At 42.7% G+C, this 19,282-nt stretch carries 18 protein-coding genes; 2 read left to right on the forward strand and 16 right to left on the reverse strand.

The window, feature by feature from the left end:
- Positions 1-5 precede the first annotated feature (5 nt).
- The 13 genes from ppsA to PFJ30894_RS09435 all read right to left on the reverse strand — a co-directional run bounded on the left by ppsA (position 6) and on the right by PFJ30894_RS09435 (position 14,919).
- Positions 6-2,393: a phosphoenolpyruvate synthase gene (gene ppsA, locus PFJ30894_RS09375; RefSeq protein ID WP_021716941.1), complete on the reverse strand. Its 2,388-nt coding sequence runs from the start codon at positions 2,391-2,393 to the stop codon at positions 6-8.
- 460 nt (positions 2,394-2,853) lie between these two features.
- Positions 2,854-5,001 carry a glycine--tRNA ligase subunit beta gene (glyS, locus tag PFJ30894_RS09380; RefSeq protein ID WP_197714934.1) on the reverse strand — a complete coding sequence of 716 codons (2,148 nt, stop codon included), beginning with the start codon at positions 4,999-5,001 and terminating at the stop codon, positions 2,854-2,856.
- Complete coding sequence (glyQ, locus tag PFJ30894_RS09385) at positions 5,001-5,879, reverse strand: glycine--tRNA ligase subunit alpha (RefSeq protein WP_021716943.1); 879 nt, start codon at positions 5,877-5,879, stop codon at positions 5,001-5,003. Before glyQ ends, glyS begins: the two co-directional genes overlap by 1 nt.
- A gap of 279 nt (positions 5,880-6,158) precedes the next feature.
- Positions 6,159-6,893 (reverse strand): DNA repair protein RecO, encoded by a 735-nt coding sequence (gene recO / locus PFJ30894_RS09390; protein WP_113077676.1) that lies wholly within the window; start codon positions 6,891-6,893, stop codon positions 6,159-6,161.
- On the reverse strand, positions 6,886-8,208 hold the full coding sequence (locus tag PFJ30894_RS09395; protein WP_125669666.1) for a hemolysin family protein: 1,323 nt from the start codon (positions 8,206-8,208) through the stop codon (positions 6,886-6,888). The genes recO and PFJ30894_RS09395 overlap by 8 nt, the downstream gene beginning before the upstream one ends.
- A 101-nt stretch (positions 8,209-8,309) precedes the next feature.
- Positions 8,310-9,221 (reverse strand): GTPase Era, encoded by a 912-nt coding sequence (gene era, locus PFJ30894_RS09400; protein ID WP_370835350.1) that lies wholly within the window; start codon positions 9,219-9,221, stop codon positions 8,310-8,312.
- 13 nt (positions 9,222-9,234) lie between these two features.
- Positions 9,235-9,639 (reverse strand): cytidine deaminase, encoded by a 405-nt coding sequence (locus PFJ30894_RS09405; RefSeq protein WP_125669667.1) that lies wholly within the window; start codon positions 9,637-9,639, stop codon positions 9,235-9,237.
- A gap of 11 nt (positions 9,640-9,650) precedes the next feature.
- The gene (gene ybeY / locus PFJ30894_RS09410; protein WP_125669668.1) at positions 9,651-10,136 is read right to left on the reverse strand and encodes an rRNA maturation RNase YbeY; all 486 of its coding nucleotides are present in this window, start codon (positions 10,134-10,136) and stop codon (positions 9,651-9,653) included.
- Positions 10,114-11,073, reverse strand: coding sequence for a PhoH family protein (locus PFJ30894_RS09415; RefSeq protein WP_044491485.1), 960 nt, complete (start codon positions 11,071-11,073; stop codon positions 10,114-10,116). The genes ybeY and PFJ30894_RS09415 overlap by 23 nt, the downstream gene beginning before the upstream one ends.
- 71 nt (positions 11,074-11,144) lie before the next feature.
- Positions 11,145-11,615 (reverse strand): peptidylprolyl isomerase, encoded by a 471-nt coding sequence (locus tag PFJ30894_RS09420; protein ID WP_125669669.1) that lies wholly within the window; start codon positions 11,613-11,615, stop codon positions 11,145-11,147.
- Between the two features lie 209 nt (positions 11,616-11,824).
- A complete protein-coding gene (locus PFJ30894_RS09425) occupies positions 11,825-12,571 on the reverse strand; it encodes an alpha/beta hydrolase family protein (RefSeq protein ID WP_125669670.1) in 747 nt (248 codons plus the stop codon).
- Positions 12,572-12,704: 133 nt separating this feature from the next.
- Positions 12,705-13,979 (reverse strand): SLC13 family permease, encoded by a 1,275-nt coding sequence (locus PFJ30894_RS09430; RefSeq protein ID WP_021716952.1) that lies wholly within the window; start codon positions 13,977-13,979, stop codon positions 12,705-12,707.
- Positions 13,980-14,244: 265 nt separating this feature from the next.
- Positions 14,245-14,919: a Crp/Fnr family transcriptional regulator gene (locus PFJ30894_RS09435; RefSeq protein WP_021716953.1), complete on the reverse strand. Its 675-nt coding sequence runs from the start codon at positions 14,917-14,919 to the stop codon at positions 14,245-14,247.
- Between the two features lie 791 nt (positions 14,920-15,710).
- Between PFJ30894_RS09435 and PFJ30894_RS09440 the strand changes: the two genes are divergently transcribed.
- A complete protein-coding gene (locus PFJ30894_RS09440) occupies positions 15,711-15,974 on the forward strand; it encodes a TM1266 family iron-only hydrogenase system putative regulator (RefSeq protein WP_021716954.1) in 264 nt (87 codons plus the stop codon).
- Between the two features lie 67 nt (positions 15,975-16,041).
- A complete protein-coding gene (gene hydG / locus PFJ30894_RS09445; protein WP_125669671.1) occupies positions 16,042-17,460 on the forward strand; it encodes a [FeFe] hydrogenase H-cluster radical SAM maturase HydG in 1,419 nt (472 codons plus the stop codon).
- 50 nt (positions 17,461-17,510) lie between these two features.
- Here the strand turns inward: hydG and PFJ30894_RS09450 are convergent, their stop codons facing one another.
- The 3 genes from PFJ30894_RS09450 to PFJ30894_RS09460 all read right to left on the reverse strand — a co-directional run bounded on the left by PFJ30894_RS09450 (position 17,511) and on the right by PFJ30894_RS09460 (position 19,264).
- A complete protein-coding gene (locus PFJ30894_RS09450) occupies positions 17,511-18,161 on the reverse strand; it encodes a flavin reductase (RefSeq protein ID WP_021716956.1) in 651 nt (216 codons plus the stop codon).
- Between the two features lie 132 nt (positions 18,162-18,293).
- Complete coding sequence (locus PFJ30894_RS09455; protein WP_125669672.1) at positions 18,294-18,812, reverse strand: DUF6125 family protein; 519 nt, start codon at positions 18,810-18,812, stop codon at positions 18,294-18,296.
- A gap of 170 nt (positions 18,813-18,982) precedes the next feature.
- The gene (locus PFJ30894_RS09460) at positions 18,983-19,264 is read right to left on the reverse strand and encodes a GNAT family N-acetyltransferase (RefSeq protein WP_021716958.1); all 282 of its coding nucleotides are present in this window, start codon (positions 19,262-19,264) and stop codon (positions 18,983-18,985) included.
- Between the last annotated feature and the right edge of the window lie 18 nt (positions 19,265-19,282).

The following is a 19,282-nucleotide window of genomic DNA, read 5'->3' on the forward strand; positions in this document are numbered from 1 at the left end:
AATTATTATTTCCAGTCAAGTTCTTCGACTTCTTTACGGCCGCGACCTGTTAAAGCGTCGAGCATAACACGCTGCTCTACTTGAGCAACTAATTTTTTGGTAAATTTAACAGTATCAGGATTTACGGAAATACTGTCGATACCGCTCTTAATGAGGAATTCACAGAATTCAGGATAAACGCTGGGAGCCTGACCACAGATAGAAACAGTTTTGCCTTCGCTGTGAGCAACCTCAATAAGGTGACGTACTGCACGGCGCACTGCCAGATTACGTTCATCATAGATATGGGAAACAGTATCATTATCACGGTCACAGCCAAGCACCAGCATGGTCAAATCGTTAGAACCGATAGAATAACCGTCTACATACTTATTGAACTGATCGGCCAGAATGATATTGGAAGGAATTTCAGCCATCAACCATACTTTAAAGTCCTTACCGCGCTCCAAGCCACATTCAGCCATAATCTTAACCACTTTTTCACATTCCTCTACATTACGGCAGAAAGGAATCATAACATTAAGGTTTTTCAGACCAAACTCTTCACGAACTTTCACTACAGCCTGGCATTCCAGTTTGAAAGCTTCGATGTATTTAGGATCATAATAACGTGAAGCACCGCGCCAGCCCAATAATGCTGAAGGTTCATAAGGTTCGAACTCATCGCCGCCTTTCAAATCACGATATTCACTGGATTTGAAATCGCTGAAACGCAGAGTAACCGGTCTGGGAGCCATTGCCTGACAAACCTGACGCATACCTTCTGCCAGCTGATCGACAACTTTTTCAGGATGTCCGGTTTTAATGAGATACAAAGGATGTTCATGGATATAAGTAGTCCAGATGAACTCTTCACGCATCAAACCGATACCATCACAGGGCAGACTGGAATATTTCTCAGCCAGTTCCGGATCGCCCAAATTCATATAAACTTTAGTGCCAGTCGGCGGGAAGTATTCAGCAACCGCTACAGCAGCGCCTGCCTGATTTTCTTTTTTAGCTTCTTCAATAATGCCTTCATAAACTACGCCATGAGTAGCATCGATAGTTACATCAATACCGTCAGGAATAGTAACAGTAGCAGCTTCACCACGGCTCTTAGTACCAACGATACAGGGAATACCCAGCTCGCGGCTAACGATGGAAGCATGACAGGTCATTCCGCCGCTGTCAGTGACGATAGCTTTGGCTTTTTTCATTGCCGGTACCCAGTCAGGAGCGGTCATCTCAGTAACAAGGATCTCTCCTTCTTTAAATTCATCGATGCGGGAAGGATCAAGAATAACGTGTACGCGGCCAGAAACTTTACCCGGGCTTGCAGGCAAACCTTTCACGATAACTTTATGATCAGTAGTAGTCATAGATTTGCTTTCCTGCACTTTTGCTCCTCCTTCTTTATTGCGGCGGCTCCATACGGTTTCCGGACGGGCCTGCAGAATCCAGATTTTATTGGTACGTTCATCAACGCCCCATTCCATATCCATATAGCAGCCATAATGTTTTTCGATCTTTTTAGCATAATCAGCCAGTTCCAAAATCTGCTCGTCAGTCAAAGTCTGTACTTTGCGCAGTTCTTCAGGGACCTGCACTTCTTCACAGTCGCCGCCTTTTTTGCGTACAAGCATGATGTCCTGCTCATTTACGCAGCGGTCAATGATTTTGTGGTCATGTTTGGAAATAGTATAATTATCAGGAGTAACAGTACCCTGAACAACATATTCACCCAGTCCAAAGGCTGCCTCAATCAGGATATTATTGTCATCGCCAGTAGCAACGTTAACAGTAAACATAACACCGGAAGTTTTAGAGAAAACCATCATTTGTACAACGGCACTCAAAGCAACTTCTATATGATCAAAGCCTTGTTTTTCACGATAATAAACAGCACGGTCGGTAAAGCAGGAAGCGTAGCATTCCTTTACCTTTGCGATAATGGTTTCAGCACCCTGTACGTTCAGATAGGTATCCTGCTGACCAGCAAAGCTTGCATCCGGTAAATCTTCAGCTGTAGCGCTGGAACGAACGGCGACATAGGGATTCTCTTCGCCGACTCTTTTACCAAGTTCAACATAAGCAGCGCCAATAGCGTCCTGCAGATCCTGAGGCATTTTCTCAGCCATGATGGCATCACGCAGACGAGCGCTGACATCACGCAGTAAAGCGCTGTTTTCAACGTCAGTCAATTCAGACAAAATAGAGCGCATCTTTTCTTCAAGACCGCTTTCTTTAATGAAGTATCTATAAGCGTAAGCCGTAGTAGCAAAACCGTAAGGAACGGGAACATCTGTCTTAGCAGTCATTTCACCGAGGGAAGAGGATTTGCCGCCAACGATATCAACGTCTTTTCTTTCTAATTGCTCAAACCAGAGAAGAAACTGTTCTTCTTTTTTCATGATTGTAGCACTCCTTTATATTATACTTTTTGGGCTGCGCCCTTAATATAGTGTATACTATATCATATTTGTACACCACATTCAAGGACTTTTTTCATCGCTTTTTAACTTTTTGTGTTAAATTTTACAAAATGTGCTTATTTTCAGTACGGCCCTCCTTTACTCTTTAAATAATATTTTCGTCACTGGAAAAACAGAGTATATATATTAGTATACACTAAATGATACCTGGGAAAAAGTAAAATCAGCAGATTATAACTAAAATCCATCTCATAGACTGCGCCATATATGTAACGATTGCACAATGTACTTCTTAGTATATTTCTTAACAATACAATCAAGCCCACGAATCTCACTGCAAATACAAGGAAAGCCCCTGATGACAGACACGCCGCGTACTAAATGTACTCTGGTGTTTGTAACCAAGGGCCTGACAAAACAACTGCCGTAAAATGTGCGATTAAAGAACGATACAGCTCAAATCGCCGACAGCATTTGTAACCTCTTTCGCCTGCTCAAGAAGGGCCAGACGATTATTTTTAATATCAACATTTTCATCCATGACCATAACACTGTCAAAGAATTTATTTACAGGCTCAACTACCTGATCGGCAAGTTTTAATGCACCGGCATAATTATAAGTCACGATGTCCGGGATCAGCTCTTTATTAAGACGAATCAGAACATCATGCAGTTCCTGCTCTGCCGGGTCGGCAAAAAGCGCACTGCTTATAGCAACTTCAGTCTCAATTTTTTTGCAAAGATTGCAGACACGGATAGAAGCCTGAATAACAGCTTCTGCTTCCGGCAGAACTACATACGCATTCAAAGCCTTGCAGCGCGCGTAAATATCTACTAAATCATCGTTGCGTTCATCGGCAAAAACAGCATCGACAACGTCATAACGGATTCCCTGTTCGATCATCATATTTTTCAAACGTAATTTAAAGAATTCTAAAATCTGCGGTATCAATTTACCGGTATCTTCCGGTTTGATATTGAGCAGATACAGCGCACCTGCCAGAATTTTGATCAGGGGCATATGATAGTTACTGCTGATAAGAATATTGATGATACCCAAAGCCTGACGACGCAATGCATAAGGATCCTGCGAGCCTGTCGGTGCAAGTCCGCGGCTGAAAGTAGCAACGATATTATCTATTTTATCACTGATGCCGACAATACGTCCAATAGTACCCTTCGGCAGCTCGTCACCGGCAAAACGCGGCAGATAGTGTTCATAAATACCTTCAGCAACTTCAGCAGGTTCGCCGTCTAATTTGGCATATTCACGCCCCATAACTCCCTGCAGCTCTGTAAATTCAACCACCATCCCGGCAACAAGATCTGTTTTAGACAGCAAAGCTGTACGTTTGAGGTTAGTATCGTCAACTTTAACATTGATGGCAAACTTAACCATTTCAGCCAGTTTAGCCAACCGCTCACTCTTATCATACATATTGCCCAGACCTTCCTGGAATGAAACTGTTTTCAGTTTTTCCAGACGGTCTTCCAATTTTAGTTTGCGGTCTTCATTGAAGAAGAATTCAGCATCACTGAGACGAGCGCGTAAAACACGTTCATTACCGTGTGCGACAACATCTAAAAACTCTTTACCGCCATTGCGGACTGTAATAAATTTATTGAGCAGCCTGCCTTCTTCATCCACTACCGGAAAATAACGCTGATGTTCACGCATTGGGGTGATAATGGCTTCCTTCGGTAACGACAGGAATTTTTCTTCAAATTTCCCACATAATGCAGTAGGATATTCAACAAGATAATTGACTTCTTCCAGTAAGTCTTCGTCAATTTCAGCAATTCCGCCTTCGGCAGCCGCCAGTTCTGTCACCTGCTGACGAATCAATTCACGACGGGCATCCTGATCGACCATCACAAAGTTGTCAGCCAGTGCCTGTACATATGCATCAGCGTTGGGGATCTCAACAGCTCCCTGCATTCCCATAACAGCAGAATGCACTACATTGCCAACCTTATTGATAGCCGCGCTCAGCAGGCCTTTAGTTTCCACAGCCTCTTTCATAGATTGCTGCATAAAACGATGTCCCATCGAATACCTGCCCGATTTTACGCCGGTAATTTCTACCGGTATTACTTTTTCACCGAACAGTGCTACCAGCCAGCGGATAGGACGCACGAACCGAAAATCATAATCGGCCCAGCGCATATTTTTCGGGAAAGATAAAGACTCCAGGATATCAAACAGCAAACCGGGCAGTAAATCGACAACAGGTTGACCTGCCAAATGTTTTACTGCATAAACGTATTCTCCACGCACTTCCAGATCTTTAACGTCTATCCCCTGCCCGCGGGCAAAGCCTATTGCCGCTTTGGAAGGAGCTCCGCTTACGAAAGCAATTTTTGCAGACGGCCCTTTAGCCTCAATCGTACTGTCTGCCTGAGCTTCTGCTACACCTTCAGCAATAAAGGTCATCCGGCGAGGCGTGCCATAAACCTTGATATTTTCAAACGGAATACGCAGCTCCTGCATTTTACCTGCAGCAAGCTCTTGTAATTGTTTAAGAATACCCGGCATAAATTTTGCGGGGATCTCTTCAGTACCGATTTCAAATAATAATTTTTCCATTATTTATTCTCCCCTTTCAATAACGGGAAGCCAAGTTTTTCCCTTTGTTCAACATAAGCAGCTGCGCACAAACGTGCCATAGCGCGCACACGGCCAATGAAAGCCGTTCTTTCGCTGACGCTGATGGCGCCGCGGGAATCCAAAAGGTTAAAAGTATGAGAACATTTCAATACATAATCATAAGCAGGACGGATATATCCGGCCTCAATAACGCGTTTTGCCTCAGCTTCATATTTATCAAACAGATCAAACAGCAGTGCTGTATCAGCTACTTGAAAATTGTAAAAAGACTGTTCTACTTCGTTAGTATGGAAAACGTCACCATAAGTGACTCCATCCACCCATTCAATATCAAAAACATTTTCCACACCCTGGATATACATAGCCAGTCGCTCTAAACCATACGTGATTTCAACAGTAACAGGTTTCACGTCGATACTGCCGACCTGCTGAAAATAGGTGAACTGGGTAATTTCCATACCATCCAGCCAAACCTCCCAGCCAAGTCCCCAAGCACCTAAAGTCGGTGATTCCCAGTTATCCTCAACAAAACGGATATCATGTTCTTCCTGACGGATACCCAGTTCGGCCAGGCTCTGGAGATAAAGCTCCTGAATATTATCCGGAGACGGTTTAATAATTACCTGATATTGATGATGCTGGAACAACCGATTGGGGTTATCCCCATAACGCCCGTCAGCCGGACGTCGAGATGGCTCTACATAAGCCACACGCCATGGTTCCGGTCCTAAAACGCGCAGAAAAGTTGACGGATTCATAGTTCCCGCACCTTTTTCGACATCATAGGGCTGGCCCATGATGCAGTTTTGGTCTGCCCAGAATTTCTGGAGCTTCAAAATAATTGTTTGAAAATTCATGTTCTGCCTCCTATTTTATTTGTTACAACGACAAAAACAAAAGTCTCCGTCCCTGTAACAATTAAGTTACAGGGACGGAGACATAAATCACTCCGCGGTTCCACCCTGCTTGACCGCTCATACGGTCCGCCTCGATGTTTATAAAATTGCAGCTCCCGGGTGCCTTTGTTTTCTCATCTGCCGGCTTACACCATCCCGGCTCGCTAAAACAGAAAACTACTTATCCCTTTCATCGCTTAAAAGAAAATATATCAAATCAGACGTCCTTTGTCAATGCTTTTACAATCCTAACTGCGCTAAAAAGCTTAAACTTTTCAAAGGCTTGTCGATCTGGTAAACAATAAACCGATAAAGTATCTGTTCCAGCTGCATCAAATCGCCGCCGCGCACAGTAAAAGGCTGTGGATCATTGAAATCCAGCGCAATCAGCTCCTGCAGCAGCTTCTGAGCGCCGCTGCTAAAGGGCAACTCTTCCCCTCCGTGACAGGCTTCGCAAATAAGGCCGCCCTGAACGACACTAAAAAAAGCATCTCCTTCAACAGCTTCAGTACAGTTGACACAGGCGTCATAAACAGGAGCAAATCCTGTTAAAACAAGCAGCTTGCAAATAGCCGACAACGCGACCAGACGCGGGTTATTCCTGGAAAGTATTTGTACTGCTCCTACAAGCAGCTCATAAATATCTTCCTGCGGCTCATGTGCTTCCGTTAGAGCTTCTGTCACTTCAGCAATCACCGAAGCATAAGCCATCTGTTTGATGTCCATTTGCTGCGGCAAAGCAATCAATTCACAGCTTTTCATACTGTCCAGACGTTTACCAGAATATAGCTGCATATCGAGCATCGCAAAAGGCTGTATCAGCCGTCCGCCAGTAGTCCTCGCATAACGGGCACCGTACGCTAAAAAAGGTATTTTACCATGGGCACGCGAAAAACAGACTGCGTATTTATCCGCAGTCTGCCAATCCTTTACTTTTAAAATAATTACTTCGTCCTGATATGCAGTATTACTCATCAGCTTGTACCGCAGTACCATCTTCCTGTAACCTGGTAGCTTTGACCCGTGTTACTCTAAAACCTTCTGCTTCAGTAACCTCAAAGCGCCAGCTGCCGGTAACGACTCTGTCACCTTCTTCAGGCTTACGCCCTAAAAGTCCGAAGACAAAACCGCCAATGGTATCTTCCTCCGGTTCGTCAAATTCAATATTTAAAAGTTCAGAAATCTCGTCCAGTAAAACAAGGCCGTCGAACTCATAGCTGTCATCGCCTAAGCGCAAAATATCTTCTGCTTCTTCGCCATCATGCTCATCCTGAATATCACCGACAATTTCCTCCAGGAGATCTTCCATTGTAACCAGACCAGCCGTACCGCCATATTCATCAGCAACTACAGCAATCTGGATACGCTTATGCTGCATCATCTGCAGCACTTTAGCCGTTGACATTCCTTCGGGAACAACGACAATATTGCGCATTCGTGTCCGCAGATCAAAAGCCGGATCGTCGTCATCGTCCAGATCCATCAAATCACGCACATGAATAACGCCCAAAACATGATCTTTGTCTTCCATACATAAAGGATAACGTGTATGCCGGCTTTCACGCACAGCCTGCAGATTTTCCTGCAGCGTATCATCAGTATACAAACAAATCATATCCTGACGCGGCACCATGACTTCACGAGCCACGCGGTCGGCGAAATCAAAAACATTATCAATCAGACGGCTTTCCATATGATCCAGCTTACCGCCGCGTTCGCTGGCACTGACTATCATCCGCAGCTCATCTTCACTGCGCGAGATATCTTCATCAGGGACAGGATCAACGCCTAAAAGGCACAATACAGCATGGGAGATTCGATTAAAAAGCACAACCAGCGGATATAAAAGGTAATGAAAAAAAACCAACGGATAAGCGACCGCCATCGCTACCTGCTCGACCTTACCTAAGGCGATAGTGCGAGGCACCAGTTCGCCGAAAACAACATGCAGAAAAACGATGATAAGAAACGCACAGGCAAAAACCAGCGAATGATCATACCAGGTGCCGGCACTTACACCAAACATACCGCGGAACATTTCAGCGAGAAGCGGGCCGCCAAACCAGCCCAAAAGCAAAGACGAAGCAGTAATACCAAGCTGAGTCGCACTCAGGTAGGTATCAAGCTTTTCGCTCATTTTTAAAACTGTGTTAGCTCTGCTTTTTCCCTGCCGGATCAATTCATCCAGCCTGCTTTTTCTGATTCTGACTAAAGAATATTCAGCCATAACAAAAAAGCCGTTCAATAAAGTGATCAATAATGCAATAGACAGCTCAAATAAGCATGTCATAGCGGGGTCGCCGTCGATAGGTCATCTCTCCTTACTTATATAAACTTCATAAATTGTTATTAGCATAAGCATACCATACTACTGTATTTTCAGTCAATAAATCAGCCTTCATAGCCGAATTGCTTCAAAGCCTTATCCTTATTGCGCCAATCAGGTTTTACTTTAACCCACAGATCAAGAAAAACCTTATTGCCGAGCAGTGATTCAATATCCTTCCGGGCCTGCTCGCCGATCTTTTTCAGCAAGCTGCCCTTAGCCCCAATCACGATACCTTTTTGGGATTCACGTTCCACAAAAATATTGGCACGAATATAAATATCATCATTATCACGTACCTTGAATTCATCAATCTCCACAGCAATAGAATGTGGCACCTCATCACGAGTTGACCGCAGTACCTTTTCACGAATCATTTCCGCAGCAATTATCCGTTCCGGCTGGTCGGTTATCATATCGTCCGGGAAATATGCCGGACCTTCCGGCAAATACTTGGTGATCTCATTTACTAAACCCGGGAATTCAGTATCCTGCAAAGCAGAAACAGGCACTACTGCCGCAAAGGTAAAATCTTTAGTATAGCTTTCAATAATGCCGAAAAGCTTACCTTTGTCTGCCAGTTTATCGATTTTATTGGCAACAAGAATCACCGGAGTTTTGACCTTGCGCAGCTGCTCCAGAATATAATCCTCTCCGGCACCGCGCTTTTCCGAAACATCGACAACAAACAAAACCACATCTACCTCGTGCAGCGTACTTTCTGCAGCCCGTACCATATATTGCCCCAGCTTATGCTGCGGCTTATGGATACCGGGAGTATCCAAGAACATGATCTGAGCATTGTCAGTATTCATAATACACATGATCTTATTACGCGTTGTCTGAGGACGGTCACTCATAATTGCAATTTTCTCCCCGATCAATCCATTCGTCAACGTTGATTTGCCTACATTTGGCCGGCCTACAATAGCCGCAAACCCAGAATAATGCTTGCCATCCTGCTTATTTATACTAATCGCTCCTTTGCTTTCACTTACATTTATTTTTTATATTCAGGGACTCAGAGCCAAAACCATATGGCAGCAGTTCTGCCACAGACATTGTTTTTGTCTGTCCCTTGCAATTTGCCAGGATTATTTTTTCAAAAGGAAACTCTGCCAGCACCTGACGGCAAGCGCCGCATGGTGCCACCGGCTCATCTGTATCGGCAACTACGCACAAAGTTTTAAACCTGCGTACGCCGCTGCACACAGCTGCAAAAACAGCATTACGCTCTGCACAGCAAGTCAACCCATACGAAGCATTTTCTATATTGCAGCCGGTAAAAATTTCTCCGTCAACAGTTTCGACCGCCGCCCCAACTTTGAATTTAGAATAAGGCGCGTAAGCATTATCACGTGCCGCCTGCGCTGCCGCTAATAACTTCATCTCCATAACCGCTCCTTTTAATGAACCAGAAATTCTTCCGAAAGGCTGATTTCCCGTAAAGCTTCTTCCTCTTTAGCCCGCATAACTGCTTTATCCTCATCTGTCATATGATCATATCCCAGAAGGTGCAGCAGGCCGTGTACCGCTAAATAAACGATTTCACGTTCCAAGCCATGTCCAAATTCTTCCGCCTGTCTGGAAGCAGTTTCAGCGCTGATAATGATATCTCCCAAAAGATGTTCTTCAGGCCCACCTAAAAGCTCCGGTTCCTCTTCACTTTCTTCATCAAGTGCAAAAGAAAGTACATCTGTAGGCCTGTCGACATTACGATAATCGCGATTCAGCATATGTATTTCTTCATCATCAACAATAATAATATCAACTTCTGTCATCTCAGACAGACTGTGCAGCCTGGCTACTACATTCAATCCCGCAGTCAGCAGCTGCTCCAGCTCTTCACTGATCTGTAATTTATCCTGGTCATTTTCCAGCGTTATTATCATTGTCTGCCTCCCGCTGTTTCTGGCGTCTGCTGTCATAATTCTCATATGCCCTGATAATAGCGGCCACGATCTCGTGACGAACGACGTCAGCTTCTCCAAAACGAATAATACCTACCCCCGGAGTTTTCTGCAGAACATAGGCCGCCTGTTTCAACCCGCTGTTTTTACCGTTTGGTAAATCAATCTGTGTAATATCACCAGTAATGACCATTTTCGACCCAAAACCAAAACGGGTCAGAAACATCTTCATTTGCTCCGGTGTTGTATTCTGCGCTTCGTCCAGAATAATAAACGAATCATTCAAAGTACGTCCGCGCATATAAGCTAAAGGAGCAACTTCTATCGTCCCTCTGGCAACATATTTCTGAAAAGTCTCGCTGCCCAGCATGTCATATAACGCGTCATACAACGGTCTCAGATAAGGATCGACCTTATCCTGCATATCACCTGGCAAAAAGCCAAGTTTTTCACCGGCTTCTACAGCAGGACGAGTCAGAACGATCCGTTCAACCTCTTTATTCTTTAAAGCCTTCACAGCTAAAGCCACAGCCAGATAAGTTTTGCCTGTACCTGCAGGACCTATCCCAATAGTGACATTACTGCGTTTAATGGTTTCTACATAATCCCATTGTCCCAGTGTTTTCGCTTTTACCTGACGGCCACGGTTGGTAACTATTATCGTATCGGCATACATACGGTGCAGACTTTCCAGACGACCCTCTGCAATCATCCCAATACTGTATCTGACATCATGTGTAGTCAGAGGCATACCCTGACGATACAAAAAAAGCAGCTCTTTGAACAGGGTTTCAATCTGCCCCACTTCATTGTCTTCACCGCTGAAAACGATCACATTGCCGCGCGCAACAATAACACTCTCATAATGTTCCTTGATTACCCGCAGCAGCTCGTCATTTCGCCCTAAAATACCAACCATTTCCTGTTGATCCTGTACTTCAATGATACGTTCGCTCTGTAAAAAGGACAAATTCGTGCTCCTTTCTCTCCTTACCCCTCTTTTATAACAATATTCTTAATAGTTACCGGCTCCAACGGTTTATCATTGCCATCAGTCTTTACTTTTCCGATTTTATAAACAACGTTCATACCCTTGGTAACTTTACCAAAAACAGCATGCTTGCCATCAAGCCACGGACAGGCACGCAAAGTAATAAAGAACTGGCTGCCGCCTGTATTCGGACCGGCGTTGGCCATCGATAAAACACCTGCACCTTCGTGTGTCAGTTTACTGCTGAATTCATCTTTAATGGTATATCCAGGTCCGCCTGTACCAGTACCAATAGGATCACCGCCCTGGATCATAAAATTATCAATAACACGATGAAAGGTAACTCCATTATAAAACCCTTTTTTCGCCAGGTTGATAAAATTCTCACAAGTTTTAGGAGCCAGATCTGTTGCCAATTTCACTTCAAAATCACCCATTGACGTTTCAAAAACAGCAGTTGCCGGCTTCATCGGCACCGCATCCGGCTCGCTCTTAGTTTCACTGCCGCAGGCTACTACGCTAAAACTGCTGAAAACCAATAAACATAATATTAATAATTTTTTTCAAAATCATATCCTCCTGTTTTATAGCTACCAATATTATACCACAAGGGTACGTATTCTCACTAGGCTCGAAAATACATCGCCAAGTTTTCATACAGTACCACAATAATTAATCATCACAGCCTGTCTTTCAGCCAGCCAACAACCTCTGCCGCAGCCTTATTTCCGTGATTAGTAAAACTGTGGTCACCGCCGTTAATGATAACCAGCTTTTTTGGAACTCCAGCTAAAGCAAATGTCAAACGTGCCTGATCAACAGCTACTATTTCATCTTTTTCTCCATGAAGGATCAGCAGAGGACGCTTACGCCAGTTACGTAAAATCCCCTGCAGATCATATTTGGCAAAATCTGTAATAAAATCAGGTGTTAAGGTCAATTCACCCCGTTCATCATTTAAATACAGAGTCTGACCTGCAGACAACGCATTATAGGCTTCAGCACCCAAGGCATTTCTGAAGGTCGCCTGTAAATCGTTCGGCGCAGCCCACAATACCAGTCCTGTAATATCAGCAGATCGTGAAGCGGCAACTAATGCCGCTGCTCCGCCAAGACTTCTACCCAGTAAAAATATTTTTCCGGCTGAAAATTTAATTCGTACATAAGCAAGCACCGCTTCCAATTCTTCAACCTGCTTGGAAAGGATTTGACTGCCATTAAAATTAAAACGTATGACATTACAGCATTCGGAAGCCATTTCAGCTAAAACAGCCGCTCTGCCGCCGCCATCCATTGAACCTCGGAATCCATGTGCCAAAACCAGCACCGGCGCGGCAGTATTTTCTTCGATACAGGGGGTTAGTATACCATTTATTTCGCCATAAGGCCCCTGGATTTGAATTGTTTCTTCCGGTTTTATTTTCATTTCTACAACTCCATTACTAACGATCTATATTTATATTATAACAAGAAAAATTACATTTGAGTCAAAAACAAAAAACCTGCCGATAAAATCGACAGGTTTTTCAGATAGGGATCCTATGTTGAGAGTTCTTAGCTTATTTGCCAGGGAAGAACGGCCAAATAACAGGAATTACAACCAGGGATACTACGAAGCAGACGACAACAAGGCCGGTACCTGCTTTAACATAGTCCATGAATTTATAACCGCCAGGACCAAGAACCAAAGTATTCGGAGGAGTACCTACCGGAGTTGCGAATGCACAGGATGCTGCAACTGCGATAGCCATGATAACTGCTTTCGGATCGGCGCCAAGTTGTTTAGCAATCGCAACACCAATCGGGCACAGCAGAGCTGCGGATGCAGTGTTGGACATAAATTGGGTCAAACCGCAAGACAGGATAAACAGAACTGCGGTAACTATCAACGGAGACGGAGAACCGCCCATCAGACCTACGGTCCATTCAGCGATCAATTTACCAGCGCCGGTTTTATCCATTGCAGTGGATACAGGCATCATACCTGCGAACAGGAAGATGGTTACCCAGTCGATAGAAGCGTAAGCTTGTTTTTCAGTCAAGCAACCAGTCAGTACGCAAACCAATGCACCGATGATAGCTGCCATTTCCAGGGAAACGCCTTTGATATCCAAAGCCATTACCAAAACAACTACGAGCAGGATAACGCCGGAAATGATTTGTTTGGAAGAAGAAGTAGTAGTAGCTTCAACTTCTTGTTCGATTTCCTGGTCAGCATCCAATTCAACTTTCGGGAGTAAATGTTTACCAATGAACATCATATAGAGCATACCTGCGATAGATACAGGAATACCGATCCATGCAAATTCAAAGAAACCAAATCCTTCCAAACCAGCAGAAGTCAAAGCACCGGTAGCAATAATGTTAGGCGGTGTGCCTACCATCGTAATGATACCGCCCCAACCGCAAGCGAACGCCAAAGGCATCAACTGACGGGAAGCAGGAATCTTTGCAGCAGCACAGATACCCAAAGCAACCGGAAGCAGGCAAGCTGCTGTACCAGTATTGGAAAGTACTGAAGACAACAAAGTACCAACTATCATTAAACCAAACATCAGGCTGTTTTCGCCAGTACCACAGAAATGAACTACAGTATTACCGATTTTTTGGGCCAAACCGGTATAGAACATTGCTGCGCCAACGATGAACATACCTGCAAACAAAACTACCGTAGAGTTAGACAAACCGGAAAAGACTTGTTTAGCAGGGATGAAGCCTAACAGGCCGCACGCGATTGCGCCGGCAGTAGCAGTGATTGCGAGAGGGATAAGTTCAGTAACAAAAAGCAATGCAACCACAGCCAACAGAATTAAACATTTTACTGCTTGGGACATAATAAATTCCTCCTTTTTAAATTTTCTATATGCTGTTCGAATTGTCGGACAACATATAAAGATCGCAAAGGAACTACAAGTTTAGCAATCCCTTTATTAATTTACATTATAGCAATGGTAAATGCAAAATGATGTTGCCCAGGCAACACTATATTTTTAAAATTTGTAATAAACGGTGCAAAAGCCGAAACCATGCAAGGTTTCGGCTTTTTAGCAGTTAAATAGTAAAATAATAATATTTTGTTATAATATAAGTGCATTAAAGCTATTCAAACTTTAAAATTTTAAAATTTCTTTTATCAAAATCAATCAATCCGCAATCTTTCATTCTGGCCAGTTCACGAGTCAAAGCACTGCGGTCAGCATCCAAATAATTGGCCATATCCGTTCTGTTAAAAGGTATTTCAAATTCAGTAGAACCGTTACGTTTAGCTTCCTGTTCCAGATAAGTCATAATCTTGCCGCGCAGAGTTTTTTTACACAAGATCTCCGTTTTTTCAATCAACTGTGCATTGTTGCTGGCCATTATTGAAATCATGTTTGTCAGCAATTTGTTACGGCAGGGATCATTATTACTCAGATCGGTCAGAACCTTCCCAAAGGGAACCATCAGCACCTCGCTGTCACTGGCAGCAAAGTAGCTAACATTAGTTTTCTCGTCCTGTTTGTCATGCCCCAGGAAGTTTTCGGCAAAAATGGAACCAGACCCCATTGTTGTGATAATGGACTTATCTCCCATAATATCTTCCTTGATCATTTGTACAGTACCCGCTACAACAATGCCAATACTCTCAACCGCATCACCGGCCAAATAAATATAGTCCGATTTTTCAAAATGCTTAACAAGGGCATTTACTTTACCAAGAATAGTGTCTAATTCATCGCTGGCTAACCCTTTGAACAAGGGTAAACTCAAAAGATTCTGCATTGCCGCTTTCATAGCTGTCCTCCTTCTCTCTTACTCTCAATCATCTAAATAAAACAAATAAGTTTCTTCCTATTTAATATGCCCTTGATTTGTTTTTATTATAATTTGTGTTTCTTGTTTATTCAAACTTACTTTAATTACTTTATTATGATATTATTTTCTAAATTTATTCGTGTTGCCTCAGCAACAACATTCATCTTTTTTTATTGTTATAATTCAGTCAAAGCAAACGAGACATTTGCTTGGGACATTAGTCTTCCTTTAATCTTTTTCCAATCATTTGACCGTCAACGAGAGGGTTCGGCTCTCATTGACGGTCACCTTTTTTATTTGCTAAAATAAAATTATAAAAACACTTAATGAAATTTTATAGAAAACATATGTCTAAACAGCTTGAGCACGATTTACAACAATTCAAAAAGATTCAACAAATCTAATTATGCCGGTCAGATTGACGATGTAAATAACAAAACTCCTATACCGATAGTCATCCCCTATCCTTGTATTATTGGCGGCAGCGGCACTTTACTTACCTGCAGCTATTGCCTGACATAAAAATCTTCACTGGCTTTCAAAAATCAACGCCATGTAATAAAATAATTAGAGCAATATTTTTTGTAACTTTTGATACCATTGCTTTAATCTTACTTCATATATTATAGCACTTTTATTCTGTTTGTGTTAATTTTCGCAATTATTTTTTATCTTTTAGTTATAACCTCTTGTTCGTTAATAATAATTACAGATATTTTATGATATAATACTAATAAATCAGTTATTTTGTCTTGAAAGCAGGTGCTTGTATGCAGAAACGTGTCGTCTTGCTGGGAATAATCGTTGAAAATACTGCCGCAGTAGAACAGCTTAATATTTTACTGCATGCCCATAACGAATATATTATTGGACGTATGGGACTGCCATATAAACAAAAAGGCATTAATATTATCAGTATCGTTCTTGATGCCCCGGCCGACGTTATCAGTACGCTTTCCGGCAAAATAGGTATGCTCAAAGGAGTAAGCGTCAAGGCTTTATACGCAAAAGCTCCGCAAGAACAGCCCTTTTAAATATTTATATATAAGGGAAATCACTGACGGGAAAGGATTCCTGCCCCGAAAGAAAGAAGGTAGACAAATGTATAATGTCAAATCAATGCAAGCCAGTGAGTTCATTGCTCATGATGAAATCCTGGAAACCCTTGCCTATGCCTCAGCAAACAAAAATAATGCGTCGCTTATCGACAGTATTATTGCTAAAGCAAAGGAACGCAAGGGACTTTCACACCGCGAAGCTGCCGTGCTTTTAGACTGTGAGCTTGATGAAAAAAATCAGGAAATTTTTGCTTTGGCCGAACAGATCAAAAAAGATTTTTACGGCAACCGCATCGTTATGTTTGCGCCGTTATATCTTTCAAACTACTGTATTAACGGCTGCGTTTATTGTCCTTATCACAGTGTAAACAAAAACATCACCCGAAAAAAACTCACTCAAGATGAAATCCGCAGCGAAGTTATCGCACTTCAGGATATGGGACATAAGCGCCTGGCTTTGGAAGCAGGTGAAGACCCGATAAATAATCCACTGGATTATATTCTGGAAAGCATCAAAACTATTTACAGCATCAAACACAAAAACGGCGCCATTCGCCGCGTTAATGTCAATATTGCCGCAACCAGTGTCGAAAATTATCGTAAACTGCACGAAGCCGGTATTGGCACATATATACTTTTTCAGGAAACCTACCACAAAGAAAGCTATGAACGATTACATCCTACGGGACCTAAAAGCAACTATGCCTACCATACGGAAGCCATGGACAGAGCTATGCAGGGCGGCATCGATGATGTGGGACTTGGCGTACTCTTTGGGCTTGAACTTTATCGTTATGAATTTACCGGTCTTTTAATGCATGCCGAACATCTGGAAGCAGTGCACGGAGTTGGCCCGCACACTATCAGCGTTCCGCGTATCTGCCCTGCTGACGATATCGATCCCAACGCCTTTAATAACAGCATCAACGATGATATTTTTGCCAAGCTTGTAGCCTGCATCCGTATTTCTGTTCCCTATACAGGTATGATCGTTTCTACCCGCGAAAGTCAAAAATCACGCGAACGTGTGCTGCATCTGGGAATCTCACAAATCAGCGGCGGTTCGCGCACCAGTGTCGGCGGTTATGCCGCACCTGAACCGGAAGCTGAAAACTCAGCACAATTCGATGTCAGCGATACCCGCAGCCTTGATGAAGTAGTAGCCTGGCTGATGGAAATCGGTTATCTGCCCAGTTTCTGTACAGCCTGCTATCGTCAGGGTCGTACTGGCGACCGTTTTATGAGTTTATGCAAAAGCGGTCAGATCCAAAACTGCTGTCATCCAAACGCACTGATGACACTCAAAGAATATTTGACCGACTATGCTAAGCCACATACTAAAGAGCTTGGCGAAAAGCTCATTCAAAATGAACTGGCCAATATCCCCAATCCCAAAGTACGTGAACTGGTTATACAGCATTTGACAGATATCGAAAACGGCGAACGTGATTTTCGCCTGTAAATATTATAAAAAAGCTACGCCTTAAAAGGCGTAGCTTTTTTATTTAGACCTTACATCCTTTTAAAACGGCTTTTCGGCTGCTTACAGACAGGACAGACATAATCATCCGCTTCTTTGGTAATGTCACCTTCATATATATAACCGCATACCTCACAAATATAACGCAGCTGAGCCTGCTTTTCTGATTTCGGCACTTCAGCCTGATAAGTCGGAGCATTTTTTGGAGCTTTTCCCTTGATAACATTATGATAATATTCATAAGTCATAGGCGGTTCATCAGTTCCACCCAAAGTCTTAGTTAAACGCGCCATAATCACGCAGTGAGTCTCGGCATCATGCATGGCAATAACATCACAAACCATATAGCCGCAGGCGTGCTCTTTCACTATCGGTAAACCATCCAACACACCGCAGGCAAAATTTTTACCGCAGAATTTATCCATTTTGCGCCCACAGGCAAATCCAAGCTCTGCAATAACATTACGTTCAACCGCTTCAGATAAAATCGAAATACTGAAACGCCCGCTCTTTTTTATGGCCTCATAAGTAAAATTATTTTTGTTCATACTCACAGCAATAACAGGATTATCGCTTGTAACCTGAATCACCGTATTTACTATACAGCCGGCAGGTCTTATCCCATCAAGAGTTCCAACAGCGTACATACCATATGTAAGTTTGTGTAAAACGGACAAATCCATTTTCTCTACCCTCTTTCATTTCTTTTATCCTCTTTAATTATACTAAACAGAAAATTAAAAGGATAGAGCAATAAACTATCTCAGAGAAGCAGTTTATTTACAAAACCACTGTTTAAACTTCATATAAAATCATCAGTTATCTTTTAAAATAAATTTCCACGAACAATTACAGGTCTCATCAGTTATTTCCGGATAACAGCTAAGCGCTTCGCACTCAAACCGGTCATCAATGGTCTTGGCAAAACCAGTATATTCAATAACACCGACTGCCTTGCAGGGATGAAATTCCATCCCCTTACGCTTTCTCGCATTCTGCACTCTGCAGTCTAACGTTCTGTAAATCAAAGTATTCCCATCGACAATTATCTCATCTTCATTGATATTGGCATATAATCTCAGCTGTAAAGCTCTTTTCAGCCCATCTATGCCAGGTCTGGATGGCAACTTTAAAAACTCTTTGATTTTTTGTGCCTCAATTTTTGTAAAAGCCTCCCAAATATTACAGTCATGCTCCATGGCCTCTGCCATACCAAATTTACGTTCTACTGACTGAAACCAAACGCCATCCATAGCCAGCCAGTTTTTAGAATAGATTTCGATCAGCTGTATCAGTTCAGACCTTTCCAGTTTTTCCAAAGTCTTATTGACCATCTCCAATCCTCCCTTGTAATTATTTACGGAACACCTCTTAGAAGTTATTCTGATTATAGCACATAAAATTTGCACATAATCAAATACACGTCCCACGATTACTAAACAAAAAAGCACCGGCAGATGATGATCAAGCTGCTGATGCTTTTTTTATAGGATATAACAAATTTTTATTTAGAATACACTGCTTCATATTCTGGCGTTCTGTCAAATACTTTTTTGGCGAAAGGGCACAGCGGAATGATTTTCCGGTTGTCAGCGACAGCAAAATCTACAACCTTCTGCACCAGAGCATTACCAATTGCATGTCCCTTCCATTTAGCATCTACATAGGTATGATCAATAATCAAAAGATGCTCTCCTGTTTTTACGAAGGAAATCTCTCCGATTTCTTCATTTTCATAAAATACCGCAAACCTGCTGGCATCTTCTTCCAGTCTATAGTCAAACATTGTTCTTCCTCCTAATAT

The organism is Phascolarctobacterium faecium (genome assembly GCF_003945365.1).
In the GTDB taxonomy this organism is placed as follows: domain Bacteria; phylum Bacillota; class Negativicutes; order Acidaminococcales; family Acidaminococcaceae; genus Phascolarctobacterium; species Phascolarctobacterium faecium.